We start from the raw sequence: 25,024 nt of genomic DNA on the forward strand, positions 1-25,024 counted from the left end.
ACTTCCCCCCCCGGTTATTCAACCCCCCCACGCGTGCCCCCCCCCCCCCGGGGGCGCCCCCCCCGGCGCCCCCCGGGGGGGGCGCGGCGGGGCACGACTCGGGGTATGGGAGGGGCACGGGGGCTCTGCCCGTCGCCGGATGTGATGAAGTGGTTCGGTGAACGATCCCGACCTGACCCCGGCCCTCGACGGAACCGTCTCGGCGTTCACGGTCGGCTCCGCGACCCTGATCGCGGAACGGGCCGGATCCGGGTCCGAGGTGTTCCTGCTCCTGCACGGGCTGGGCATGGGGCGCAGCGTCTTCGTCGAGCTGGCCCGGCGACTGGACGGCACCGTCCTGGCCGTGGACCTGCCGGGCTTCGGCGCCGCACCGGAGCCCGACCTCCCGCTCACCATGCCCGAGCACGCCGACCTCGTCGCAGCGCACCTGACCGCCGAGGGGCTGCCCGCGGTCACGGTCGTCGGGCACTCGATGGGGAGCCAGGTCGCAGCGGAACTCGCCGTCCGTCACCCCGACAAGGTCCGCGCCGTCGTGCTCGCCGCGCCCACCGTCGACGCCGGCGCCCGGCGCGTGGCGCGGCAGGCCCTGCGATTCCTGCACGACACCGCCTCGATCGACCCGCGCGTCGTGGTCCGCGGCGTGCGCGAGTACCTCCGCGCCGGCCCGCAGCTCGTCCGCAAGATCCGAGCCACGGTCGCGCACCGCCCCGAGGACCTCTATCCGCGGATCGCCGTGCCGACGCTCGTGCTGCGCGGCTCGCGGGATCCGGTGTGCCCGTCGGTCTGGACCCGCGCGGTCACGGAGGCGATCCCGCGCGCGGAGCTCGCGGAGATCCCCGGATGCGGCCACGAGACGATGATCCGGGACGCCGCCCCTGCCGCATCCCGCATCGCGGACTTCCTCTCGCGCACCTGACGCCCTCGCACGCCAGACGCCGGATCCCGCGCATCGGCAGCAGCCCGACGAGCAGCAATCTCCCCTGTCACACGGGATCCGAGTCCGGATTCTCCGCCCTGTATGCCGCCGCAAGGATCACCGGCAGCCGCCACGCCGCCCCGCGCACGATCCGCCGGCGCTCCTGTCGAGCATCGGACGGCACCTCGTCTTCCGCGATCTCGGAAGCGCCACTTTCAGGAACAGGATCCGGCGTCGGGCGGTCGCTGCTCATGTTCGACACCACGGTCTCCTTCCTAGGAGGACTCCCCGCTAAGGGACCGGGCGCGGGGAGCCCTCCCGGCTATCGTGCGGAGAACATCCGGCCACAGCGAACTCGCCGGGAATATCGGAATTCGGTCGCCAAATCTCTTTACTTTCCGGTTCGTACGGACTTGCCTCCGAGCCGGACTGCCACATCCCGTCGGGCTTTCGGACCTGCCCAAAGCGCCGTGACATAGTGAAATGCAGACGTGCCTCGCACCGAGAGGAAGGGGAGCGGTCCGCCGTCCAACACCATGCGCATCGACTACGCACTGGACACACAGGGCGCAGCCGCACGCGCCGTCCTGGCCAGCATCAACTGGACTGTCGACGACCCTGCCGCCCCGCTGAGGCTCGGAGGCGACATCCTCGTGACCGACAGCTTCGTCCTATCTCGCCTGTGGCATACGCCGACGCGTTCCCATCGCAATGCCCCGAACGAACAGGATGAAACCGGCCGCTTCGTCGCGACGCTCATCGTCGAGGGCACCGGCGTCTACACGATCGCCGGCGAAGGACACGCTTTCGAGCCCGGGATCCTCCTGATCTACGATCCGACGCTACCGGCCGCGTTCGAGTCCGCCGTGCCGGTCGCCGCGATCCACGTGTCGCACCGATGGACGGACATCCTGCCCGCCGGCCTGCGGCGCGAGGACGTCCCCGTCGTCAGCACTCCTCCCGAAGAGCTCGCGGGGCTCTTCACCACAATGGTGAACGCCACGTTCGAACAGCGCCTCGACGAGTGCGACCTCGGTTTCGCCGCCTGGCTCGCTTCGATCGACTCGGCCGTGTCCTCTCTGCTGCACAACACACTGCGCGCCTGCTACGGCCTCGCACACCCCACGACGCTCTACGAGCGCGCTCTCCACATCATCGACGAACAGCACACGGACCCGACGTTCACCGTCGCCGGGCTCGCGGGACACCTCGGCGTGTCCAAGGCGTGGCTGCACCGAGCGTTCGCGGAACGCGGCACGTCACCACGCCACGCGCTCCAGGACGCCCGAATCGCCCACGCCCGCACCCAGCTGCCTCGGCTGCCGACGCCTCAGGAGATCGCCGCCGCCGCCGCCGCCGAAGCATCCGGATTCGCCACCAGCCGCGCACTGCGCCGAGCCTTGCGATCTGACGAAAGCCGCCCGCCGTCGGCCGACGTCAGCTGAGTCCGCCGCGACGCTGTCTGGACAACGCCGCCTGCATCGCTGCCGCCGAGGAGAAGCCGCAGGCGCGGGCCACCGCCACGAGATCGACCTGAGGCCCGCCCAGCTCGATCCGCTCACGCGATGCTGCGACGCGCAGACGACTCAGCTCGGCCCGCGGCGTCGTCCCGGCGGCGCCGAACGCACGGAACAGACTGGATGCCGACGCGAAGGCCCCTTCACTGATCTGAGCGATCGACAGATCCGCACGATGGTAGTTCCGCCCCATGAACCGCAGAGCGTTCCGATAGAGCTCGGCATTCGCCGGCGACAATCCGGATGGAACCCAGCTCCCCCCTGATTGAGCGAGGTACGCCACGGCATGCTCGACTGTGCGCCAATACGTGTCGAAGGCCGAGTCGTCTGGGCCGAGCTCCGCCGCGATCCCCTGGCCGAGCACCGAGCTGAACATCGACATCGCCGCCGGCGACGGCCTGAGCACGCGCGCAGGCGAGCCGGCAGGGCCGAAGCCCGCGGCGACGCGCTCATGCCAGGGCCCCGAGGCGGAAAGGAGCGCGGTGGAACCGCTGCTGCGGAACTCGAGCTCATCGAGGGCATCGATCAGCACCTCCCCCTCGCGCAGGTGGGTGCGGTGGTCGCCGTAACGGAACTCGGCTTCTCCCCCGGCCACCAGAATCGCCCGCCAGCGCGGCTCTTCGCGGCGCGGATGGGACCATCGTGCCGTCAGCGAGGCCGTGCGGATCCTGGTCGCAAACGCCATCGGTCCGCCAACCGTCTCGACATGGATCCGCGGCGGCGGCGCCACCTGGAGGATGTCCCACCCGACCTCGCTCGCCGTCGCGCGGAGGCTCGCGACATCCCGCCATTCCCCGACGACGACATGCCCGCCGTCGTCGGCTGTCTCCCTACACACGGTGAACACAGCCCTTTCCCTCTCGCCCTCCCCAGGGCAGACACGGTTGCCGCGCCGAATCTCGAAACGCCGTCACGCATCGGGGTGCCGCCGGCCTTTACACTCAAGCGCATTCTCAGGAGGATCGGGTTAACGCACGGTAAATCCCGCCTCGCGCGTCATCCCGAGCGCCTGCGCCGGTCCCCGGGCGTGGCTATGGAGGTGAGTGTCGGAGATGCTGCCGGAACCAGGACAGAGCAGCTGCCGATGCGGCGTCGAACTCCGCCTCATACGGTGCGAAGTGACCACCGCGCACCAACGTGAGACCTTTGGGCGGACGGCTGGACTCATAGGCGTCGAGGCCTAGGTCGGTCAGCGTGACGGTGTCATGGGTTGCCACGATGAAGTGCAGAGGCGTGGGCGAAACGCGCGGCGCCCAGATACCGGGTTCGTAGAGTCGTGCGGCGCGATTCGACCTCACGGTCACGGCGTTGTTCCAGACGCCCGCAGCCGACGGCATCCCATAGAAATCGGCGGCTTCCCGAGTCCGGTAGGCGGCAGGGGATCCGTCCGAAGCAGCGACGGTGACCGTATCGGGCTGATGACCGTGCACGAGTCGCCGATCCTCCTCGACGAAGTCGCGCTCGAGTTCGAGCGTGGCATCGGGGGTGACCCGTCGCAGCCCCTGTTCGAAGCCGCTGATCGTCGGAACCTGCGACACCACGCACCGCACTCGAGGATCGGTGGCTCCCAGAACCAGCGCATGCCCGCCTGCGTAGCTCGTCCCCCAGATGCCGATTCGGTCTTCCTGTACGCGATCGTGCTGCTCCAGAAAGGTGATCGCGTCGCGCCAGTCGGCGATCTGCTGCCAGGGGTCGATATGGTCGCGCGGCAACCCGTCGCTGCTGCCGAATCCGCGATGGTCGTGGACGAGCACGACGAAACCCGACTCGCAGAACAACGATGCGAACCGATCCAGCCCGTGCTCCTTGACCGCCGCGAAACCATGCGCCATGGATATCGCGGGGGCTGCAGCATTTCCGACCGGCAGATACAGCCACCCCCGCACGGTGATGCCGTCGCTCGTCCCGAAACAGACGTCCTGACGCTGCATGGCTCAGTGCACCTGCCCCAGAGTGCTGAGAGCCGTCGCGATGATCTCATTGCGCCAGAATGAGGCGTTATCGGATCTGCGCGCCTCCAAGGCGAGGATTCCAAGGGCGACGAGGGCTCCGGTGACGCGGATGTGACGAGCATCCGCCGGCGCGACGTCATCGAAGGCTTCCAGAAGCAGGCCTCCGAGGAGATCGATGTGGTCGGTGTCGTCGTTTCCCGTGGGGACGATCGCGCTCAGCAGCATGCTGACGAGACCTGGCCGCGACAGTGCCAGATCGACGAGCAGCTCGACAGCCCGACGATCCCTTTCCGGGCCCACAGGAAGATCAGCGACGCGGTCCTTGACACGGACTGTCTCGGTGTGGGACTCCTCGAGGACCGCTGCATAGACAGCCAGCTTTGTGGGGAAATGATGAAGTAGACCCGCTTTTGAATATCCGGTGGCGTCGGCGATCGCCTGGATCGAGGTGCGCTCGAATCCGAAGCGTGCGAAGAGCGTCGCCGCGGCATCGACGATGACGGTCCTGCTGGTCGACATGGTCCTCTTCCCCTAGTGGGCGATTGATTCGCGGTTCGGGTCCTTCTCGACGGCCCCGCGGCGAAACAACAGTATCGAGACGAGCGCTGCCAGGCTCTGGAGCACGACAGCGGCCCAGAGCGCGGTCCGATAGCTCTCGACGGTGACGGCGGCACCCAGAGTCGCGCCGTGCGACGCAGCCGCGACGACGGAGGCCGCCGCAGCAGCAGCCAACGAGCTGACCAGCGCCGTCCCGGCCGCGCCGCCGACCTCCTGGCTGGTATTGATCATCGCCGACGCCACCCCGACATCGCGAGATTCTGCGTAGGCCGTGGCAGCCTCCTGCAGCCGACCGAACACGAGACCGAGACCGAGGCCGTAGACGATGAGCCCCGGCAGGAGATCGCGGAAGAACTCGCTGTCCGTGCCCGCGCCCGTCAGCAGCGCCAGGCCCAGACCGGCCACGACGCACCCCGCGGTGATGATCGACTTGGGACCGAACCGCGAGGCGAACCCCGATCCGGCCAGAGCCGAGGTGACGATGATCCCCAGCACGACAGGCACGAAACTCATCCCGGTCCGCATCGGCGAATAGCCCAGCGCTTCGGAGAGGAAGTACGTGCTGAAGAGGAAGACGGCGAAGAGCGCGCCGTTCACCAGGAGAGCGACGATGTTCGCCGCCCCGCGATTGCGGTCGGTGATCACTCTCAGCGGCAGAAGCGGAGCCGGCGCCTGACGCTCGATCAGGACGAACGCCGCGAGCAGCAAGATCCCCAGCGCCAACGGGCCGAACGTCACGGGGCTACCCCACCCGTTGCGCTCGGCCATCGCCAGCCCGAAGACCAATGCCACCATTCCGGCGACCGATGTGAGGGAACCCGGAATATCGAGCGTGGCGCGCTGCGGCGCCGTCTGCTTCGCAATGAGTCCCATGCCGGCCAGCGCGATGAGCGCGATCGGAAGGTTGACGAACATGCACCACCTCCAGGTGAGGTACTCCGTCAACACTCCCCCGAGAAGGAGGCCGATCGCGCCGCCCGCGGAGGACACCGCGCCGAAGACGGCGAAGGCGCGCAACCGACTCCCCCGGTCCTCGAACGTCGTCGAGACCAGCGAAAGCGCGGCCGGTGCCAGCAGGGCCCCGAAGACCCCTTGCAGAACACGAGCGGCCAGAAGGGTGCCGAAGGCGTCGGCGAAACCGCCGAGAGCTGACGCGAGCGCGAAACCCGCCAGTCCGATGGCGAGCATGCGCCGCCTGCCGAAATAGTCGCTCAGCCGTCCACCGATGAGCAAGAGGCTTCCGAAGGCAAGGGCATAGCCGGTGACAAGCCAATGCCGCCCTTCGTCGGGGAACTCCAGCTCCGACTGTGCCGAGGGGAGGGCGATGTTCACGATCGTGACGTCGAGGACCACCATCAACTGGGACAGGGTGAGAACGCCGAGCGCCCACCAGCGTCGCCGTTGGGTCGGGGTGTCAGCCGTTGTCATGTCGCGCCTCCTCCTCTGGCACCTGCCGGGAATGCAGGCGGCACGACGAGTGTACACAAGATACCGACCATTCTGGTTGGTAGCCCGACCAGCATGGTCTGGCTACCCGACTCGACATCTGACGCATGCGGCTCACAGCGCCGCCACGATCGCGCACATCGGCGCCGCACCTGCGGCGATGATCGCCCGACCGAGCGCACGCTACTGAGCTTCACCTGCGTGACAACCGCTGATCGCACCGGCGCCGACCGTCGCGGACCGCACCCGCGGTCCGGCCCCGCTCTACGCTGGGGTCGTGGAGCGGACGGCGGTCGAGGGCGTGCGGATCGCGTGGGCGCGCACCGCGCCGCACGATCGACGCGAGACCGGTCGCGCCCTCATCCGGGCGCTGGCCTCCGAGCTCGCCCCGGGTGCGAATCTGCGGATCCAGCAGCGCTGCCCGGTCTGCGGCGGGCCGCACGGACGACCACTGCTGCCGTACGCACCGCTGCTCGCGAGCGCCGCGTACGCGCACCCCTGGGTCGTCGTCGCCGTCGCCCGTGAGCAGGAGGCGGACGCGATCGGCATCGACGTCGAGCTCGAAGGATCGGCGCCCGACCTCGCTCTCCTGTTCGCACCGGCGGATCCCCCGGACCTCCGCGGCTGGACCGCGATCGAGGCGGCGCTCAAGGCCGACGGACGCGGGCTGATGGTGCCTCCGGACCAAGTGCGCCTCTCCCCCGCCGGACACGCGACGGTCCCGGACGGCGGCGCATTCCGAATCCTCCCGGTCGCCGCCGCGCCCGGGACGATCGTCACGCTCGCGCTGAGGCGTCCTGGCCCAGAGCCGACGCCCACGCGTCGACCGTGACCACGTCGGCCTGACGCGGGAACACCTTCTCGAGCAGCACCCTGTGCACTCCGGGATCCTGATCCGCGCACGCGTCCGCGAGAACCGTGAGCCCGAAGTCGTAGTCGGCGGCGTGACGGATCGTGCTCAGCACGACGCCGCTCGTGGAGACGCCGGCGAGCACGAGGTCGGTCGTACCGAGTCCGCGCAGCACCGCGTCGAGGTCGGAAGCGAACGCGCCGATCCGCCGCTTGACGACCACGGGCTCCCCCGGAAGCGGGGCGAGGTCGGCGACGATCTGGGTGCCCTCCGACTCCTCCCCCATGTGCGGCGCCAGGGGCGACTGCGCGATCGCGCCGAAGGACTTGTTGCGCGCGGCCGCCTCGGGGAAGCCCTCGCGGAACGCGACGCGGACGAAGACGACGGGGACCCCCGCGGCGCGGGCGGCGGCGAGGGCGCGCTGGGCGTTCACGATCACATCGGAGCCCCCTTCGGCGTAGCGCCCGGCGATGCCGTTCTGGAAGTCCATGAGCAGGAGTGCGGTGGTCATGCGACGCATCCTCGCACACATTAGACAGTTTTACCTGTGCAGTTTAGACTGTCGATATGATCGAGACCCCGCCTGAGACGCCCCTCGCCCCGAGCCCCGCGCAGACGGCGCTCGATCTGCGGACCGTCGTGGCCCGCCTACTGCGGCGCTTCCGCGAGGCGGGCGCCGATGATGCGCTGACCCCGTCGCAGGCCTCGGCCCTCGCCCGGCTGGGCAAAGGCGGCGTCTCCACTGTGAGTGCGCTGGCCTCCGCCGAGCGCGTGCGGCCGCAGTCGATGGCCACGACCGTCGAGGCGCTGGAGGGAGCGGGCTTCGTGACCCGCAGTCAGGATCCGAGCGACGGCCGGCGCCAGATCATCGATCTCACCGATGCCGGCCGGGCACGCATCGAAGGTCAGAAGGACGCCGCGGCGGCCTGGCTCGAGCACGCTCTCACCGACCTCGACCCCGCGGACCTCCGCACGGTCTCCGCCGCGATGGCCGTGCTGGAGAGGATGCTGCCCTGATGCGCCTCCTCTCGCCGATCGGAGGACCCGCCCCCGCCGGACGCTTCGACAGGCGGCTCCTCGCGCCGATGATGATCGGGGCGATCCTCAATCCGATCAACACCGCGATCATCGCCGTGGCGCTCACGCCGATCGGACTCGCCCTCGGCGCCCCTGCGAGCGAGACCGTGTGGCTGGTGTCGAGCCTCTACCTGGCGACCGCGATCGGACAGCCGCTCGTGGGCCGGCTCGTCGACGTGTTCGGCGTGCGGACGCTGTTCCTGCTGGGCGCGGTGCTCGTGGCCGTCGCGGGCGCGATCGGCCTGCTCGCCCCCGAGAACCGCGACAGCATCTGGTGGCTCGTCGCGGCCCGGGTGATCCTGGGCCTGGGAACCTGCGCCGGCTACCCCGCCGCGATGCATCTGATCAGGGCGGAGGGCGTGCGCACCGGCCTCGCGTCCCCCGCGGGTATCCTGACGCTGCTCTCGGTGACCACGCAGACCATCGCGGTCATCGCGCCCGCGCTCGGCGGTCTGCTCATCGGCGCCTGGGGCTGGCGTGCCACGTTCGCGGTGAACCTGCCTCTGGGGCTCGCCACGCTGCTCCTCGGCGCCCTCTTCCTCCCCCGTCGGACGGGACTCGAACCCGCCGTGCAGGATCGGCCGCGGATCGACGGGATCGGGATCCTGCTGTTCGCCGTCGCGATGCTCGCCCTGCTCGTCTTCCTGCAGAACATCGCGCCTGCGCTGATCTGGCTGCTCGTGATCGCGCTCGTCACGGGAGCCGCGTTCGTGTGGTGGGAGCGACGGTTCCCGGACCCCTTCATCGACGTGCGCGTGCTCTCCGGCAACGCTCCTCTGCTGCTCAGCTACGTCCGCTCCCTGCTGACCGCGACCATCTCGTACACCTTCGTCTACGGCTTCACGCAGTGGCTCGAGGACGGCCGCGGCCTCACCCCGACCGTCGCCGGACTCGTGCTGCTGCCGGTGTTCGCGGCCGGCATCGCCGTCGCCGTCGCCTTCGGGCGCCGCCCCGAGGTCGTCCAGAAGCTGCTGGTCGGATCCGCCGCGCAGCTGGTCGCCGGGATCCTCGTGCTCCTCATGACGGGATCCTCGCCGATCTGGTTCCTCGTGCTCGCGATGCTGGTGCTCGGCATCCCGCAGGGCCTCAACAACCTCGCGATCCAGAACGCCCTGTACTACCAGGCCGAGCCGGACCGCATCGCCTCCTCCGCGGGGCTGCTGCGCACGTTCTTCTATCTCGGTGCGATCGTGTCATCCGTGATCTACGGCAACGTCTACGGCGCACGGGCCACGACGGAGGGGCTGCACGTCCTGGGCTGGGTCGTGGTCGGGATCTCGACGGTGTTCCTGCTCCTCACGGTGTTCGACCGGTCGCTCGCACGGATCGGCCGGGAGGACCCGCCGGCCGACGACTGACGCTCGGCGCGACCCGGCCCGACGCCAAACGACCCCGGCGGCCCCCCAGGGGCGGTCAGGGCAGGCGGGCGATGCCGCTCCGGCGGAGCCGTGCGGTCGCGGCGCTGTCGATGCTCACCCTGACCTGGCCGATCCCATCGATCGCCGCCCAGAACAGGAACGGCAGGAAGACGGTGCGGATCAGCATCGCCCACCCCGCCTTCGCGAGTCCGACCGGGCTCCCGTCCTTCATCCGCACCACCTGGGTGCCGGTCAGCAGTCCGCCCAGGGCGCGGCCGTTGCGGAAGGCCCAGCCGTAGACGAAGGGCAGCACGACGATCAGCGCAAGGCCGATGATGACGGCGCCGACCGCACGGTCGGGGTCGTCGGATGTCGTGCCGTAGCCGATCGCCACGGCGACCGCGACCGCATACAGGAGGACGCTGTCGACCAGCCAGGCCAGGAGCGCCCCCGACATGGTCGAGTCGACGTAGAGCGTGCCGTCCTCGAAGGCGCGGACTCGCTTCGCCTCCGCGGTGCCGAGTTCGGAAGCGAGCCGGGCACGGACGTCGGCCAGCGCGGCTCTGCGCTCAGCGGGCGCGACCGCCCCGGGCCCCGGCGTGTCCTCGGTCATCGGATCCCCTCCACGACGCGCGGGACGACGTTCAGGGCCTGGGTCACCGGTGCCGGCTCCACCGCGGCGCCCGCCGCCGCTTCGGGCAGCGGCGGCAGTGCCTCGGCATCGAGCCAGGCGTCGAAGAACGCCTCCAGCCGGCGGCCCGCGACGGAGGCGGCGAGCGTGCGGAAATCCTCTGTCGTCGCGGTGGCGCCCGCGTGGCGTGAGGTCCACGTCCGAAGGATCCGGAAGAACGCATCGTCGCCCACCGTCAGCCGCAGCGCGTGCAGGACGAGCGCGCCGCGCTTGTAGACCCGGTCATCGAACATGACCTCGGGCCCTGGATCCGACAGCACGAGATCCTGCGGCTCGGCCGCGAGCGCCGTCCAGTGACCGAGCGCCTTCGCGTGCGCGCTGTGCCCGCCGCTGCGCTCGGACCAGATCCACTCCGCATAGCAGGCGAACCCCTCGTTCAGCCAGATGTCCCGCCACCGCGCAAGGCCCACGCTGTTTCCGAACCACTGGTGCGCGAGCTCGTGCGCGATGAGGCGCTCGAGGCTGCCCCGGCCGTCGATGTGGTTCGCACCGAAGACGCCCATGCCCTGCGCCTCGAGCGGGATCTCCAGATCGTCCGCCGTCACCACGAGCCGGTAGGAGGGCAGCGGGTACGGACCGAACGCCTCGGCGAAAACGGCCATCATCTGCGGCAGCGGGGCCAGATCCGCCTCGACGCGGGCCCGCAGTCCCACCGGATGCAGCACCTGTCCCTCGACGCCCGAGAGATCCATGCCTCGGGAGACATATTTTCCGATCTGCACGGTCGCGAGGTAGCTGGGCGTCGGCATGGTGCGCTCGAAGACCCAGGTCGTGCGCCCGCCCTTGGTCGTCGTGGACACCGGCTCGGCGGCCGCGACCGCGTATCCGGGATCCGTCGTGATCGAGAGCCGGTAGGTCGCCTTGTCGGAGGGGTGGTCGTTGCAGGGGAACCACGTCGGTGCGCCGACGGGCTGCGAGGCGACGATCGCACCGTCCTCCAGTTCCTCCCAGCCGAGCGTGCCCCAGCGGGTCCGCCGCGGACGGGGAGCCCCGCCGTAGGAGATCGTGAGCTCGAACGGATCCCCCGCCGCGAGTTCGCGGCCGAGTGCGACCTTGACCTTGCGGTCGGTCTGCGTGAAGCCGATGCGTCCGCCGAGGTCGCTGCGCACCTTGGTCGCGCGGAGCCCCGAGAGGTCCAGTGAGATCGCCTTGGTCGCCTCGACCGCACGCCCGCGCACGACGGCGACGCCGTCCAGCCGGTTGCTGCCGAGCCGGTAGTCGATCGTCAGGTCGTAGTGCTCGACGCGGTAGCGGCGATCTCCGGAATGCGGGGTGTAGTCGTCGGGGCTCACAGTTCCATGCTCACAGATCCGGGGGTTCGATGCGCAACGCCTATTCCACCGCCTGGTAGCTGCGCACCTTCACCACGCGCCAGGGGCCGATCGGGTTACCGCTCCAGCGGCTGCCGACCGGCACGCTCTCGCCCCGCATGACGAGCGAGGCCGGGCCGACCGTCGCATCGGATCCGATCGTCGCGGCGGGCAGGATCACGCTGTGCGGGCCGAGGGTCGCGCCGGCTTCGAGCGTGACGGTGTCGATGCTCATCACGCGGTCGTGGAAGAGGTGCGTCTGCACGACGCACCCGCGGTTGACCGTGGCGCCGTCGCCGAGCGTGACCAGATCCGGCTCCGGCAGCCAGTAGCTGTCGGTCCAGACGCCCTTCCCGATCGTCGCGCCAAGCGAGCGCAGCCACACGGCGAGTGCGGGTGTGCCCGCCGCCGCGTTGGCGAACCAGGGCGCGGCCATCATCTCGGTGAACGTGTCGGCGACCTCGGTGCGCCACACGAAGCTCGACCAGAGCGGGTGCTCGCCGGGACGGATCGGCCCGACGAACGCCCACTTCGCGGCGGTCGCGAACGCGGCGGCGACCGCGCCGGCGGCCAGCAGGACGAAGCCGGAGAGCACGACGGTCCATGCCAGCCCGATACCCGTGGCCAGCGCGGCGAGCGTCAGCAGGACGGCCAGCCCGAGCGCGCAGGAGAGGATGACCGGCACGATGCGGCACAGCTCCCACAAGCCGCGGGCGACCCGCAGCGCCGTGCGAGGTCGGTAGGTGCGCTCAAGATCCGACTCGTTCACGACTCGGCGCAGACGCACCGGCGGGGATCCGAGCCAGGAGGATCCGGCCTTCGCCTTGTCCGGCGCGGCCGAGAGCACGGCGACCAGGCCGTCCTTGGGAACCTTGTGCCCGGCCCCGGCCATCCCGGAGTTGCCGAGGAACGCACGCTTGCCGATGCGCGCCGCGGCCAGACGCATCCACCCGCCGCCGAGCTCGTAGGACGCGACCATGGTGTCGTCGGCGAGGAAGGCGCCGTCGTCGATCGTCGCCATCGAGGGGATCAGCAGCACGGTGGAGATCTCCACCTCCTTGCCGACCTTCGCCCCGAGAAGCCGCAGCCAGGTGGGGGTGAACAGGCTCGCGTAGAGGGGGAAGAGCAGCGTGCGCGCGGAGTCGAGCAGGCGCTCGGTGGTCCACGCCTGCCAGGCGATCCGGCCGCGGACGGGATGGATCCCCTCGCGCAGTCCGATCGACAGCAGCCGGGTCGCCGCCACGACGAGCACGGCGAACACGAATCCGGTCACCAGCACGGACGGCACGAGCCAGATCGCCAGCCCCGGGATCGCGGCGGCGAGCGAGGCGGCGCCGCGCCCCCCCTGCACGAGCACGAGCGCACCGAGGGCGAAAGCGAGCACGGGCAGGAGCCCCAGACCCATGCTCGATGCGGCATATGCCCACAACCAGCGCCGCGGAGCCGGCGGACGCTCCGGCGCGAGCGGAGCGGACTTGCCGCCGACGCGCACTGCGGGGGAACCCGCCCAGCGCTGCCCGGCACGCACACGGCCGAACACGGCGGATCCGGGGGCCACCTCGGCGGCGCGGCCGATCCTGGTGCCGGGAGCGAGCGTGCTGCGCGCGCCGACCACCGCGCCCGCGCCGATGCGTATTCCGCCGATGCGCACGGTGTCGCCGTCGATCCAGTGGCCGGAGAGGTCGACCTCGGGCTCGATCGCGGCGCCGGCCCCGATGTCGAGCATGCCGGTCACAGGCGGGAGCGTGTGCAGGTCGACGCCGGGCCCGATCCTCGCGCCGAGCGCCCTGGCGTAGTAGCTCACCCACGGGGCGCCCGCGAAGCCGACGGGGTCGATCTGGTGGCTGACCTGCTCCGCGAGCCAGAGCCGCAGGTGCACGCCGCCGCCGCGGGGGTAGTCGCCCGCGCGCACCCCGGCGAGCAGGACGCGTGCGGCGGCCGCGGCGATCGCCATCCGACCGAACGGCGTCGCGAACACCACGAGCCCGGCGATCAGCAGCCACAGCGGCGCCGTCGGCAGCCAGTCGAACCCCGGGACGAGGTGCAGGATCGCGCTGCCGGTGAGCAGCCACAGCACCCACCTGATGCCGCCGAGGACGAACAGCGGCACCCCCAGGATCGTCTGGATCCACTGCATGCGCCGCGGCGTGGGCCGGGACTCGTGGAAGTCTGCAGACTCCGACTCCTCGTCGCCCGCCTCCGCTTCGACGGCGTCGGCCATCCGCCGCAGGCGCGGCAGGTCGTACACGTCGGCCATCGTGAACTCGGGGGCGCGGGACCGGATCCTGCTCACCAGCTGCGCGGCGGCGAGGGATCCGCCGCCGAGCTGGAAGAAGTCGGCGTCCTCGTCGAGCGGCCGCGTGCCGAGCACGGCGAACCACTGCTCTGCGAGCCAGGCCGCGGTGCCGGTGAGGGTGGAGTCGTCGGCGTCCGGATCCGTCAGCGGCCATGGCAGCGCCGCCTTGTCGACCTTGCCCGAGGTGCGCACGGGCAGGTCGTCCATGATCGCGAGCAGCGGGATGAGCGGGGCGGGGAGCGTCTCGGCGAGCTCCGCGCGCGCCGTCTGCCGGTCGAAGCCCTCGGTCGGCACCACGTAGCCGACGAGCAGCGGGATCCCGCCCTCGCTGCGCTGCACCACGACGGTCGCCGCCGTGACCGCGGTGAGGTTCTGCAGCGCGGTCTCGACCTCGCCGAGCTCGATGCGCCGGCCGCCGATCTTGACCTGGTCGTCGGCGCGGCCCTGGAATACGAGGCCCGCCTCCTCGTAGCGCACGAGATCGCCGGAGCGGTAAGCGCGATCCCAACCCAGGGACGGCATCGGCGCGTACTTCTCCGCATCCTTGGCCGCATCGAGGTACCGCGCGAGGCCGACGCCGCCGATCACGAGCTCGCCGACCTCGCGCTCGGCGACGCGATGACCCTCGGCATCGACGACCGCGAGCTCCCAGCCGTCCAGCGGCAGGCCGATCCGTACCGGCTCCCCTGCGCGCAGCGCCTCGCCGTCCATCAGGGCCGCGCACGCGACGACCGTGGCCTCGGTGGGGCCGTACGTGTTCCAGACCTCGCGGTCCTCCCCCACCAGCCGCGCCGCGAGCTCGGGCGGCAGCGCCTCGCCGCCGAAGATGAGCAGGCGCAGGTTCTCGATCGCGTCCTGAGGCCAGAGCGCGGCGAGCGTCGGCACGGTCGACACCGCGGTGATCCCGTGCCCGAGCAGCCAGGGGCCGAGGTCCTCGCCGGAGCGGACGAGCGCGCGCGGCGCCGGCACGAGGCAGGCGCCGTAACGCCAGGCCAGCCACATCTCCTCGCACGAGGCATCGAACGCGACGGAGAGCCCCGCCAGCACGCGGTCACCCGGCCCGAGCGGCGCATCCTGGAGGAAGAGATGCGCCTCGGCGTCGACGAATGCCGCCGCCGAGCGATGCGTCACGGCGACGCCCTTGGGCACCCCGGTCGAGCCGGAGGTGAAGATGATCCAGGCGTCGTCCAGAGGCATCGGATGCGGCACGGTCGTGATCGAGACCGAGCTCGGGTGCGGATCCTCGCCGTCGAACAGTCCGGATCCGGTCTGTTCCCCCTGGGCCGTCCCGGCGGTCCCGGGCCCCGACGGGGAAGCTGTCCCCCGGAACACCCCTCCGGCGCCGATCACGCCGCGCACCTTCGCCTCGCCGAAGACCAGGTCGGCCCGTTCCTGCGGGTCGTCCGCGTCGACCGGGACGTATGCCGCCCCCGCCGCCAGCGTGCCGAGGATCGCGATGTAGAGCTCGCGCCCGCCCGAGGGCATCCTGATGCCGACCCTGTCGCCGCGCATGACCCCGTGCTCGCGGAGCCGGGCGGCCGTGCGCCAGACCTGGGCCAGCAGCTCGCCGTAGCTGAGCGCGCCCGCCGCGTCCTCGATCGCGGAGGCATCGGGGTGCCGGCGCGCGGTGTCGACGAGGATGTCGATCAGCGTGCGCGGTGTCGCGGCGAGCGCGGCGCGGTCGAGGATGTCTTGCATCGGGTTCCGTTCGAGCTGCTGTCACGCCGGGGCGCGTGCGCGCTCAGGGTACCGCGGCCGGGGAAACAGCAGGTGAAGCGGATCCGGGCGACCCGCCGAGATGGAAAACGTCGCTCGCAGGTCCTTCCCCACGACGAAATCCATCTCGCGGCCGCGCATCCGCCCTCGGCGAGATGGAAAACGCCGCTGGCAACGTCCCGCGAGCCACAAAAAGCATCTCGCAGCGGCGCCGGCGGGCGACGCCCGGCCCGGGCGACGCAGGCTACGGCGGCGCGGGGCGCGCTGAACGCTGCAGCCTCCGTGCATGCCGCTGGCCGGCTCGCCGGGCGCCGTCGAGGCTCAGCCCGCGCCGGGCGGAGTGCGCTTCGAGTCGGCGAGCTCGTCGACCACGAGGGAGCGCTCGTCGATCGTGCCGTTGCGGTAGGCCTGACGGCCGACCATATGCGCGGACAGCGGGGCGGTCGCGAACTGCATGAGCACGACGGGGGTGACCAGCAGCAGTCCCAGCACCACGCCGATCACGGAGCGCTGCGAGAGCGCGATCGCCAGGCAGATCAGCAGCAGTCCGAGGACCTGCGGCTTGGTGGCGGCGTGCAGCCGGTTCGGCACATCGCGCAGGCGCAGCAGGCCGATCGCGGCGATGAGGCACAGCAGCGCGCCGATCAGCACGAGCACCCAGACGGCCGTGTCCACGACGACATCGGGGATGCGCAGCTCGAAGACGTTCATCGCCCTCCCCCGTCCCTGCAAGTCGGGTGGGCGAAGGCCTGGTGCATGGTGGCGGCGTTCATGACGGCGTGTTGTCCCTCCGCGCGACGTAGCGGGCGACCGAGATGGATCCGAACACGCCCACCGCGGCGACGACGATCAGCACCGGCAGCGTGCGGGTGTGGTGATTGATCGCCATATCGGCGCCGAGCACGCACATGACCTCGGTGAGGAGCACATCGGCGGCCACCGCCCGGTCCAGGATCGAGGGTCCGATGACGATGCGGATCACCGCGAGCACGGCGGCGACCGCGAACACGATCATGATGACGAGCAGCAGCGGATTCATCGACGACCCTCCTCGGATCCCTGCGCCGGGCCGGATCCGGTCGCCGGGCCGGATCCCTTCGGCCGGTGCGGCTTCGGCGAACTCCCGGCCACCGTACCCCCGAGACGGTCCTCCTCGGCGCGCTCGTCGGCACGCAGCCGCGCCGCCTGCGCGGGCGAGCCGAGTGCGCGGACGATGCGGCGCTCCCAGCGCAGCACGCCGGCGCGCTGGCGCTCGACGTCCTCCAGCGAGCGCACGCCGATCACGTGCAGGTACAGGGTGCGGGTGTCGCGCTCGGCCTCGACCACGAGGGATCCGGGGATGAGCGAGGACGTCACCGCGACGTGCGTCATGACGAGGTCGTCGGCGTAGCGCAGCGGCACCGCGATGATCGCGGCGCCTGGCGCGCGCCGGGGGTTCAGCACCTGCGCGGCGACGCTGAGCGAGCCGTGCACGACGGCCGCCAGGAACTGCACCACGAGCAGCGCGGCCCACCACAGGTTGATCCGCCCGGAGAGCTCGATCGTGGGCAGCCGGAACACGCGCGTCACGAACAGCGCGACCGCGACGCCGGTCACGGCCGACAGCACCGTGAACTGGCCCCAGAGCAGCACCCACAGCACGACGAGCCAGAGCAGGAACGGCAGCTGCAGGCCGATCTCGCGCCAGAGTCCGCGCTTCACGTCGGGGCTCATGAGGAAGCCTCGTCCCCGTCGAGCGTGTCGAGGTGCACGGGCTGCAGCAGGTTCGCGCCGATCCGCTCGCAGAGCCCGTAGATCGGCCCGGCGAACACGGTCAGAGCGAGGGTGATCGCCACCATGCCACCGGTCGCGAACGTCATGATCGTCGGGATCCGGCGGCGCTCCTGCTGCTCGTCCGCCGCCGGAGCGCTGCCGAGATGGGCGATGCGCTCGTTGTCCTGCTCCTCCGGCGTCTCATCCTTGCTCCGCCAGAACGCGAGGTTCCACGCGCGCATGAGCGCGTAGAGCGTGAGCAGAGAGGTGAGCACACCGCCCACGATCAGCACCCAGATCAGCGGCGTGGCGACCTGGGCCGCCGCCTGGAACAGCGCGAACTTGCCGATGAATCCCGAGAACGGCGGCAGGCCGCCGAGGTTGATCGCCGGCACGAAGTAGAGCACGGCGATGAGCGGCGCCGCCTTCATGAGCCCGCGCACCTTGAGGATCGACGTGCTGCCCGCCCGGCGTTCGACGAGCCCCACCGCGAGGAACAGGGTGGTCTGCACGATGATGTGGTGCACGATGTAGTACACGGTGGCACCGATCGCGGTGGGCGTGGCGATCGCGAGTCCGAACACCATGTAGCCGACGTGGCTCACCAGTGTGAAGGACAGGATCCTCTTCAGCTCCGCCTGCGCGACCGCGCCGAGTATTCCGATCACCATCGTCGCGAGCGCCACGATCATGAGCAGCGTGTTGATGCTCGACACGTTGAACAGCTGCGTCTCGGTGCGGATCAGCGCGTACACGCCGACCTTCGTCAGCAGGCCGGCGAACACCGCCGTGACCGGTGCAGGTGCCGTCGGGTACGAGTCCGGCAGCCAGAACGACATCGGGAACACGGCCGCCTTGATGCCGAACGCGACCACGAGCATGAGGTGCAGCATGAGCTGCGTACTGGGCGGGATCTCGCCGATCCGTTCTGCGATCTGCGCCATGTTCACGGTGCCGAGCGCCGCGTAGATGAGCGCGATCGCGACGAGGAACAGCACCGAGGACACGAGCGACACGACGATGTAGACCGCGCCGGTGCGGATGCGCGACTCGGTGCTCCCCAGCGTGATGAGCACGTAGGACGCGACCAGCAGGATCTCGAAGCCGACGTAGAGGTTGAACAGGTCGCCCGCGATGAACGCGTTGAAGATTCCGGCGGCCAGGATCAGGTACGACGGGTTGAAGATCGAGATCGGGGTCTCCTCGGCCCCGTCCGCCGCCCCCTGGCCCACCGAGAACAGCAGGACCGCGACCAGCACGATGCTCGACACGAGCACGAGCAGGGCGGCGAGCCGGTCGACGTACAGCACGATCCCGAACGGGGCGGGCCAGCCGCCCACCATGACGGCGATGGGCTTGGTCTGATCCACCACCACGAGCAGGGTCGCCGCGATCACCGAGACCGCGGCGAGGGTGGCGACCGTGACGATGACCTGCACGCGGGTGTTGCGGCCGAAGACGAGCGTGATCGCGGCGCCCAGCAGCGGCAGGGCGACGAGCAGCGGGACGAGGGCGTTCATCGCGGCTCCTCCCCCGGGGTGCGGTCGTCATCGTTCTCGGCCGGGTGCGCTCCCCCGGGGTCGTTGAGCGAGGACGCCGAAGGCGACCGAGACGAAACGCCGTCCACCGAGGCGGGCCGTGGATCCGGCCGGTCGACCGGCGCGTCGTCCACAAGGCCGTCCAGGTCCTTGGCGTGCAGCACGCGGATCGGGGAGGTCGCGACGCCCACGAAGTCCGTCGTGGCGTCCTCGTCCTCGAGATCGACCTCGTCGTCCATGAGGTCTTCCTCGATCTCCGTGCGCTCGCGCAGGGCGATGTCGGTCTCGTCGTCCTCGACCGTGTCCGCCTTGCCCAGCTGCCAGGAGCGGTAGATGAGCGCGAGCAGGAAGGCGGAGACGGCGAACGTGATCACGATCGCGGTCAGCGTGAGCGCCTGCGGCAGCGGATCGCTCACGTCGCCGTCGACGCCGTAGAACGGCGCGCGTCCCGGCCTGCCCATCACGATGAGTAGCAGCAGGTTCACAGCGTTGCCGAGCAGCAGGAAGCCGATCAGCACGCGGGTCAGGCTGCGCTCGAGCATCGCGTACACGCCGCAGCCGAAGAGCACCGCCATGACGATGATCAGCACGAGAGAGACGTCCATCAGATGTCCACCCCCCGCGCGCGCATCTCGAGCGTCTGCCGGTCGACCTCGGCGCCGAGGCTGCGCAGCACGTCGAGCACGAGCCCGATCACGACGAGGTAGACGCCGATGTCGAAGAAGGTCGAGCTGACGAACTCGATGTGTCCGACCACGGGGATCTCGGCCTCCCACACGGCGCTGGAGAGCGGCGCGAGGCCGAAGAACAACGGCACCACGGCCGATCCGACCGCGAGGATGAGCCCCGCCCCGAGCAGTCGGCCGGCATCGGTGGGCGCGGCGGCGCCGAGTTCCCAGCGTCCGCCCGCGATGTAGCGCATGACCAGGGCCATGCCTGCGACGAGCCCGCCCGCGAAGCCGCCGCCCGGGGCGTTGTGGCCCGCGAAGAGCAGGTAGATCGACACCACGATGATCGTGTGGAACAGGATCCGCACGATCACCTCGAGCAGGATCGAGCGGTTCTCCGGCTTGACGTTGCCGCCGGCGACGAGCCACGCCCGCGGCGCCGTGTCGCCGGCCGTCTGCACCCGCACTCCCTCGGTCGTCTCCACGAGCGGTCGGCGGCGCGACTGCCTCGGGCCTTCCGGAAGAGCCCTCGTGGCGGAGAGCCGATCGGCGCGATGCGTGACGAACACGAGGGACGCGACGCCGGTGGCCGCGAGCACGAGCACCGAGAGCTCCCCCATCGTGTCCCAGCCGCGCAGGTCGACCAGGGCCACGTTCACGACGTTCTTGCCGTGGCCCAGCTCGTACGCGAGCTTCGGGAACGCCTCGGAGATGGGATCGGCGACCCGGGATCCGGTCGCGACGATCGCCAGGAGCGCCATCATCACGCCCGCGGCGATGCCGAGGATCGCGCGCGGCACCCGCCCGACCGACGCGTTGTGCTCCCCCATCCGCGCCGGCAGGCGCCGCAGCACCAGGGCGAACGTGACGAGCGTCACGGTCTCGACGAGGATCTGCGTGAGCGCGAGGTCAGGAGCGCCGCTCGTGCCGAACAGCACGACCATGCCGAGTCCCGTGACGGAGACCAGCACGACGCCGGTGTAGCGCTTCCGCGCCCGGATCGCGAGCAGGCCCGCGAAGATCATGATCGGCGCGACCACGAGCTGCACCGGCGTGTGCCAAGCGCTCAGCTGCGCGTTCGCAGGGCCGCCCGCGATGAGCGCGGTGGCCTCCGCTGCGATCACCACGACGAAGATCGTGCCGACGTAGACCGGCAGCGAACCGCGCTGCGTGAGAGACGTCGTGAACACCGAGAGCCGGTCGACGCTGCGCATCGCGAGGTAGTACGCGTCCTGCGCGGTGAACGGCAGCAGGCGCGGGCGGCGGTCCCAGCCCAGACGGCGCGTGAGCGGGAACAGGACGAGGCCGAGCAGCACCGCCCCGAGCGACAGGAACAGCGCCGGCGCCAGACCGTGCCAGAGCGCGAGGTACCCGGGTTCCAGGGGCGAGCCGTCGTACCCGGGCGCCGTCGCGTCGTCCGCGTAGCCGTAGAGCACCACGGTGACGGCCGAGGCGAGCGGGCCGAGCACGAGCGTGCCGAAGGCGAGGATCACCGGCGAAACCAGGAAGCCGAAGGGAGGCGAGGGCCATTCCGTGTCAGGCATGAAGGCGCCCGCGGCATCCTTCTTCCGCCAGAAAGCCCCCCAGAGGAACCGCGCACCGTATGCCGCAGTGAGAATGGATCCGAGGATCACGCCCACGAGCGCGACGATCCCCCAGGGGGATCCGCGCTGGGACTCGTCGAAGAGCGCCGCGAGCGTGGACTCCTTGGCGGCGAAGCCGATCGTCGGGGGGATCCCCATCATGGATCCGACCGCGATGAATCCTGAGATCGCGAGCAGCGGAGCCCGACGACCGACGCCGCTGATCTCGGTGACGTCGCGGGTGGAGAGCTGGCGGTCGATGACCCCGACGATGAGGAACAGCGACGACTTGAACAGGGCGTGGCTGATCACGAGCGCGAGCCCTGCGAGCATCGCATCCGGCGTTCCGTAGCCCAGCACGACGGTGAAGAAGCCCAGCTGGCTCACGGTGCCGAACGCGAGGATGCGCTTGAGGTCGGTCTCGCGCAGCGCCTGCACGCCGCCGAGCAGCATCGTGAACACACCCAGCGCGATCGTGATCGGACGCCACGGTCCGGAGAGGGCGAACACCGGGGCGAACCGTGCGATGAGGTAGATGCCCGCCTTCACCATCGCCGCGGCGTGCAGGTAGGCGCTCACCGGGGTGGGCGCGGCCATGGCGCCCGGCAGCCAGAAGTGGAACGGGAAGATCGCGGACTTGCTGAGCGCCCCGACCAGAAGCAGCACGATCGCGGCGTCGACGAGCGGACCGGTCGGCGCGCTCGCCAGGATCCGCGACATGCTCGAGGTGCCGGCGTCCACGGCCAGGAACACCACGCCGATGAACATCGCGAGGCCCCCGAGCGTGGTCACCAGCAGCGCCTGCAGGGCGGCACGACGGCTCGCACCGCGGCGGTGGTAATGCCCGATCAGCAGGTAGGAGAGGATGCTGGTCAGCTCCCAGAACATGACCAGCAGCACGAGGTCGTCGGTGGTCACCAAGCCGTACATGGCGCCGGCGAAGGCCAGCAGCACCGCGGCGAACTGCCCGATGCCCTCTTTCGACCCGCGGAAGTACCACCGGCAGTAGAGCAGCACGAGTGCGCCGACGCCGGTGACGATGAGGGCGAGCAGCCAGCTCAGCTCGTCGAGCCGGAAGGAGAGCGACAGTCCGAGCTGCGGGATCCAGTCGATCGACTCGCGCGGGACGAAGGCGGGATCCGCGGATCCGGCCAGCACCTGCGGCGTGAGCACCACCAGGTGCACGAAGGCAGCAGCGGGGACGAGCGCCGCGACGGCGAACGCGCGCGCTCCGATCCAGGAGACCAGCAGCGGGAGAAGCAGAGACGCCACGGCGAACACGGCGAGGAGTGTCAGCACGGCGGTCTCCTCTGGCTCGTCGGTCTCTGCGGGCTCAACGCGTGAGCGTGCAGGTCGACACAGGCGGGCGGGTTCGGATCCAGTTTACGTGCCGGACCCGGCATCCACCGCCGCGATCGTCACGGAAGGGGCTGCGCGACGGGGGCCGGCCCCGTCGTCGTGCCCTCGCGGAACGTGCAGGTGAACCGGATCGATGCGGCCTGCTCCCCCGCCAGCATCCGCGCGACAGCATCTCCCGCGGCGCGCCCCTTCTCGACCGCGGGCTGCACGGCGGTGGTGAGCACATGCTCACCCAGGCCGTCCACCGCGATGCCGTCGAAGCCCGCCACGCTGACGTCCTCCGGCACGCGCAGGCCCGCCTCCTCCGCCGCGCGGATCACCCCCGCGGCGAGGAGGTCGCTCTGCGCGATGACGGCGGTGGGCCGGGTCACGGGGTCCGCGAACAGCGTGCGCCCCGCGATGAGCCCCTCGTCGATGAGGCTGCCTGCGGCGGACACCACGCGCGCGTCGGGGAACACCGACAGCGTGCCGTCCAGGCGGGCGCTCGTGACGGGCGTCGTGATGGACGCGATGCGCTCGGGCGTCGCATCGCCGCGCACCTTCGCGCCGTCGAAGGGCAGCGTCACCACGGCGATGTTCCTGTGGCCGAGCGCGCGCACGTGGTGCGCGATCTGCGCCGCGGCCTCGCCGTTGTCGAGCTCCATCCGGGGCACGTCGTCGCCGGCGTCCCCCTCGATCACGACGACGGGCAGGCCCCGATTGCGCACGGCCTGCAGCGTCTCGCGCATGCGTCCGCTGCAGCCGATCAGCACCGCCGCGTCGATGGGCGCCGTGGCGAGGGTGGGCGCGTCGGACCCGGCCTCGGGATCGTCCCGCAGCAGGAGCACCCCGGCGCCGAGCTGGGCGAGCCCGTCGGTGAGACCGTCCATGGTCGCGGTCTTGATCGGATCCAGGAACGCCGTGCGCAGATGCTCCTCGAGCGCGACCGCGACGATGCCGCTGCGCCCCCGCCGCAGCGACGCCGCGCGCGGATCAGGACCGGTGTAGCCGAGCTCCGCCGCGACCGCGAGCACCCGCTCCCTGGTCGCGTCGGCGACGGGCGCCTTCCCGCTGAACACGACCGACGCCGTGGACGGGCTCACCCCCGCCGCGCGCGCCACATCCGCGATCGTCGCACGGCGGCGTACCGCCGAAGGATCCGGGTCCGAGCTCATGTCTCGACAATAACATCGCGGGGATCACTGAGATCGAATCGATTCGATACACTGTCCCGATGGACACCGCCCTCACTCGCTCCCAGTTCGTCCGCTGGCGCGCCGCGATCTTCGCGATCTTCCTCGCCAGCGGTCTGTCCATCGCCACCTGGGCCTCGCGCGTGCCCGATATCAAGGCCGCGCTGCACATCGAGAACGGCCAGATGGGCCTCCTGCTGCTGGGCATGGGGATCTCGTCGATCATCGGCATCTCGACCAGCCCGGCGGTCATGGCGCGCACCGGCGCGCGCCTCGGCATGCTCGTCACGATGCTGAGCTTCGCGGTCGGCGTCGGCCTCGTCGGGCTCGGCACGGACGTGCTCGGATCCCTCCCCGTGGTGGTCGCAGGGCTCGTGCTGTTCGGCTTCGGCAACGGATCGCTCGACGTGATGATGAACGTCGAGGCGACCGCGATCGAGCAGCAGATGGGCAAGACGATCCTGCCCGTGTTCCACGCCTTCTTCAGCTTCGGCACCGTGATCGGCGCGGGGATCGGCGCCCTTCTGGTGCACCTCGGCCTGAACGTCGCCGCGCACACCCTGCTCATCGCCGCGGTGATCGCCGTGCTCGCGGTCGTCTGCTGGGCAGGCGTGCCGAACCGCGAGGCGACACTCGATCCGCAGCCCGAGGAGAAGCCGCACTGGCGCGAGCGCATGCATGTCGCGCTCGAGGCCTGGCGGGAGCCCCGCACGTACTTCCTCGGCATCGTGATGCTGGGCATGTCGTTCGCCGAGGGCGGTGCGAACGACTGGCTCGCCCTCGGGGTCTCGGAGGACCACCAGGCGGGTCCCGCCCTGGGTGCCGCGGCTCTGGCGACGTTCTCCGTCGCGATGACCGTCGTGCGGCTGTTCGGCGGGCCGCTCGTCGACCGCTTCGGCCGGGTCATCGTGCTGCGCGTCCTCGCGATCACCGCCGCCGCCGGCATCCTGCTGTTCATCCTCGCGCCGAGCACGCCGCTGGTGTTCGCCGGTGCCGCGCTGTGGGGGATCGGGGCCTCGCTCGGCTTCCCCCTGGGGATGTCCGCCGCCGCCGACGACCCGGCCAAGGCCGCCGCCCGGGTGAGCGCGGCCGCCACGATCGGCTACATCGCCTTCCTCGGCGGCCCGCCCGTCCTCGGCTTCATCAGCGACCACATCGGCCTGCTCAACACGCTCTACGTCCTGGTCGTGCTGGCGGCGCTCTCCGGCCTCTTCTCGGGGGCGGCCCGGCCGCTCCGCGAGGAGGAGAAGGTCAGCGCCGGCTGA

At 70.7% G+C, this 25,024-nt stretch carries 22 protein-coding genes; 6 read left to right on the forward strand and 16 right to left on the reverse strand.

Translation table 11 applies throughout. From position 1 onward, the window contains the following. The first annotated feature begins 157 nt into the window (after positions 1–157). Positions 158–916 carry an alpha/beta fold hydrolase gene (locus ACFC1J_RS09235; protein ID WP_375904613.1) on the forward strand — a complete coding sequence of 253 codons (759 nt, stop codon included), beginning with the start codon at positions 158–160 and terminating at the stop codon, positions 914–916. A 67-nt stretch (positions 917–983) separates the two neighbouring features. Here ACFC1J_RS09235 and ACFC1J_RS09240 read toward each other — a convergent pair whose 3' ends face one another. After that, positions 984–1,178: a hypothetical protein gene (locus ACFC1J_RS09240; RefSeq protein WP_375904615.1), complete on the reverse strand. Its 195-nt coding sequence runs from the start codon at positions 1,176–1,178 to the stop codon at positions 984–986. A 229-nt stretch (positions 1,179–1,407) separates the two neighbouring features. On the opposite strand from ACFC1J_RS09240, the gene ACFC1J_RS09245 reads away from it, so the two are divergent. Then, on the forward strand, positions 1,408–2,361 hold the full coding sequence (locus tag ACFC1J_RS09245) for a helix-turn-helix domain-containing protein (protein WP_375904617.1): 954 nt from the start codon (positions 1,408–1,410) through the stop codon (positions 2,359–2,361). Here the strand turns inward: ACFC1J_RS09245 and ACFC1J_RS09250 are convergent. The 4 genes from ACFC1J_RS09250 to ACFC1J_RS09265 form a co-directional block, all read right to left on the reverse strand. Continuing rightward, positions 2,354–3,163, reverse strand: a complete 810-nt coding sequence (locus ACFC1J_RS09250; RefSeq protein ID WP_375904619.1) for a hypothetical protein — start codon at positions 3,161–3,163, stop codon at positions 2,354–2,356. The genes ACFC1J_RS09245 and ACFC1J_RS09250 overlap by 8 nt on opposite strands. 301 nt (positions 3,164–3,464) lie before the next feature. Continuing rightward, on the reverse strand, positions 3,465–4,364 hold the full coding sequence (locus ACFC1J_RS09255; protein WP_375904621.1) for an alpha/beta hydrolase: 900 nt from the start codon (positions 4,362–4,364) through the stop codon (positions 3,465–3,467). A gap of 3 nt (positions 4,365–4,367) precedes the next feature. Then, a complete protein-coding gene (locus ACFC1J_RS09260; RefSeq protein ID WP_375904623.1) occupies positions 4,368–4,904 on the reverse strand; it encodes a TetR/AcrR family transcriptional regulator in 537 nt (178 codons plus the stop codon). 12 nt (positions 4,905–4,916) lie between these two features. Continuing rightward, complete coding sequence (locus ACFC1J_RS09265; RefSeq protein ID WP_375904625.1) at positions 4,917–6,371, reverse strand: MFS transporter; 1,455 nt, start codon at positions 6,369–6,371, stop codon at positions 4,917–4,919. Between the two features lie 295 nt (positions 6,372–6,666). On the opposite strand from ACFC1J_RS09265, the gene ACFC1J_RS09270 reads away from it, so the two are divergent. Further along, positions 6,667–7,221, forward strand: a complete 555-nt coding sequence (locus ACFC1J_RS09270; RefSeq protein WP_375904627.1) for a 4'-phosphopantetheinyl transferase family protein — start codon at positions 6,667–6,669, stop codon at positions 7,219–7,221. On the opposite strand, the gene ACFC1J_RS09275 is transcribed toward ACFC1J_RS09270, so the two are convergent. Next, positions 7,166–7,750: a cysteine hydrolase family protein gene (locus ACFC1J_RS09275; RefSeq protein ID WP_375904629.1), complete on the reverse strand. Its 585-nt coding sequence runs from the start codon at positions 7,748–7,750 to the stop codon at positions 7,166–7,168. The genes ACFC1J_RS09270 and ACFC1J_RS09275 overlap by 56 nt on opposite strands. Positions 7,751–7,806: 56 nt before the next feature. Between ACFC1J_RS09275 and ACFC1J_RS09280 the strand changes: the two genes are divergently transcribed. Then, positions 7,807–8,256, forward strand: coding sequence for a MarR family winged helix-turn-helix transcriptional regulator (locus ACFC1J_RS09280; RefSeq protein ID WP_375904630.1), 450 nt, complete (start codon positions 7,807–7,809; stop codon positions 8,254–8,256). Then, the gene (locus ACFC1J_RS09285) at positions 8,256–9,674 is read left to right on the forward strand and encodes an MFS transporter (protein WP_375904632.1); all 1,419 of its coding nucleotides are present in this window, start codon (positions 8,256–8,258) and stop codon (positions 9,672–9,674) included. Before ACFC1J_RS09280 ends, ACFC1J_RS09285 begins: the two co-directional genes overlap by 1 nt. A 55-nt stretch (positions 9,675–9,729) precedes the next feature. On the opposite strand, the gene ACFC1J_RS09290 is transcribed toward ACFC1J_RS09285, so the two are convergent. The 10 genes from ACFC1J_RS09290 to ACFC1J_RS09335 form a co-directional block, all read right to left on the reverse strand. Then, positions 9,730–10,287: an RDD family protein gene (locus ACFC1J_RS09290; protein WP_375904634.1), complete on the reverse strand. Its 558-nt coding sequence runs from the start codon at positions 10,285–10,287 to the stop codon at positions 9,730–9,732. Beyond that, a complete protein-coding gene (locus tag ACFC1J_RS09295) occupies positions 10,284–11,657 on the reverse strand; it encodes a M1 family metallopeptidase (RefSeq protein WP_375904636.1) in 1,374 nt (457 codons plus the stop codon). Before ACFC1J_RS09295 ends, ACFC1J_RS09290 begins: the two co-directional genes overlap by 4 nt. 40 nt (positions 11,658–11,697) lie before the next feature. Beyond that, positions 11,698–15,669 carry a Pls/PosA family non-ribosomal peptide synthetase gene (locus ACFC1J_RS09300; RefSeq protein ID WP_375904638.1) on the reverse strand — a complete coding sequence of 1,324 codons (3,972 nt, stop codon included), beginning with the start codon at positions 15,667–15,669 and terminating at the stop codon, positions 11,698–11,700. 339 nt (positions 15,670–16,008) lie between these two features. Beyond that, entirely contained in the window at positions 16,009–16,398 is a 390-nt protein-coding gene (gene mnhG, locus ACFC1J_RS09305; protein ID WP_375904639.1) for a monovalent cation/H(+) antiporter subunit G, read from the reverse strand. A 58-nt stretch (positions 16,399–16,456) separates the two neighbouring features. Then, positions 16,457–16,726 carry a monovalent cation/H+ antiporter complex subunit F gene (locus tag ACFC1J_RS09310; RefSeq protein WP_045271280.1) on the reverse strand — a complete coding sequence of 90 codons (270 nt, stop codon included), beginning with the start codon at positions 16,724–16,726 and terminating at the stop codon, positions 16,457–16,459. Continuing rightward, positions 16,723–17,400, reverse strand: coding sequence for a Na+/H+ antiporter subunit E (locus ACFC1J_RS09315; RefSeq protein ID WP_375904641.1), 678 nt, complete (start codon positions 17,398–17,400; stop codon positions 16,723–16,725). The genes ACFC1J_RS09310 and ACFC1J_RS09315 overlap by 4 nt, the downstream gene beginning before the upstream one ends. Beyond that, a complete protein-coding gene (locus tag ACFC1J_RS09320) occupies positions 17,397–18,959 on the reverse strand; it encodes a Na+/H+ antiporter subunit D (protein ID WP_375904643.1) in 1,563 nt (520 codons plus the stop codon). Before ACFC1J_RS09320 ends, ACFC1J_RS09315 begins: the two co-directional genes overlap by 4 nt. Further along, positions 18,956–19,582, reverse strand: a complete 627-nt coding sequence (locus tag ACFC1J_RS09325) for a Na(+)/H(+) antiporter subunit C (protein WP_375904645.1) — start codon at positions 19,580–19,582, stop codon at positions 18,956–18,958. The genes ACFC1J_RS09320 and ACFC1J_RS09325 overlap by 4 nt, the downstream gene beginning before the upstream one ends. Continuing rightward, positions 19,582–22,527 (reverse strand): Na+/H+ antiporter subunit A, encoded by a 2,946-nt coding sequence (locus ACFC1J_RS09330; protein WP_375904647.1) that lies wholly within the window; start codon positions 22,525–22,527, stop codon positions 19,582–19,584. The genes ACFC1J_RS09325 and ACFC1J_RS09330 overlap by 1 nt, the downstream gene beginning before the upstream one ends. 119 nt (positions 22,528–22,646) lie before the next feature. Next, positions 22,647–23,741 (reverse strand): LacI family DNA-binding transcriptional regulator, encoded by a 1,095-nt coding sequence (locus ACFC1J_RS09335; protein ID WP_375904648.1) that lies wholly within the window; start codon positions 23,739–23,741, stop codon positions 22,647–22,649. Between the two features lie 59 nt (positions 23,742–23,800). On the opposite strand from ACFC1J_RS09335, the gene ACFC1J_RS09340 reads away from it, so the two are divergent. Next, entirely contained in the window at positions 23,801–25,024 is a 1,224-nt protein-coding gene (locus ACFC1J_RS09340) for an MFS transporter (protein ID WP_375904650.1), read from the forward strand.

It is taken from the genome of Microbacterium sp. NPDC056052 (assembly GCF_042266785.1).
In the GTDB taxonomy this organism is placed as follows: domain Bacteria; phylum Actinomycetota; class Actinomycetes; order Actinomycetales; family Microbacteriaceae; genus Microbacterium.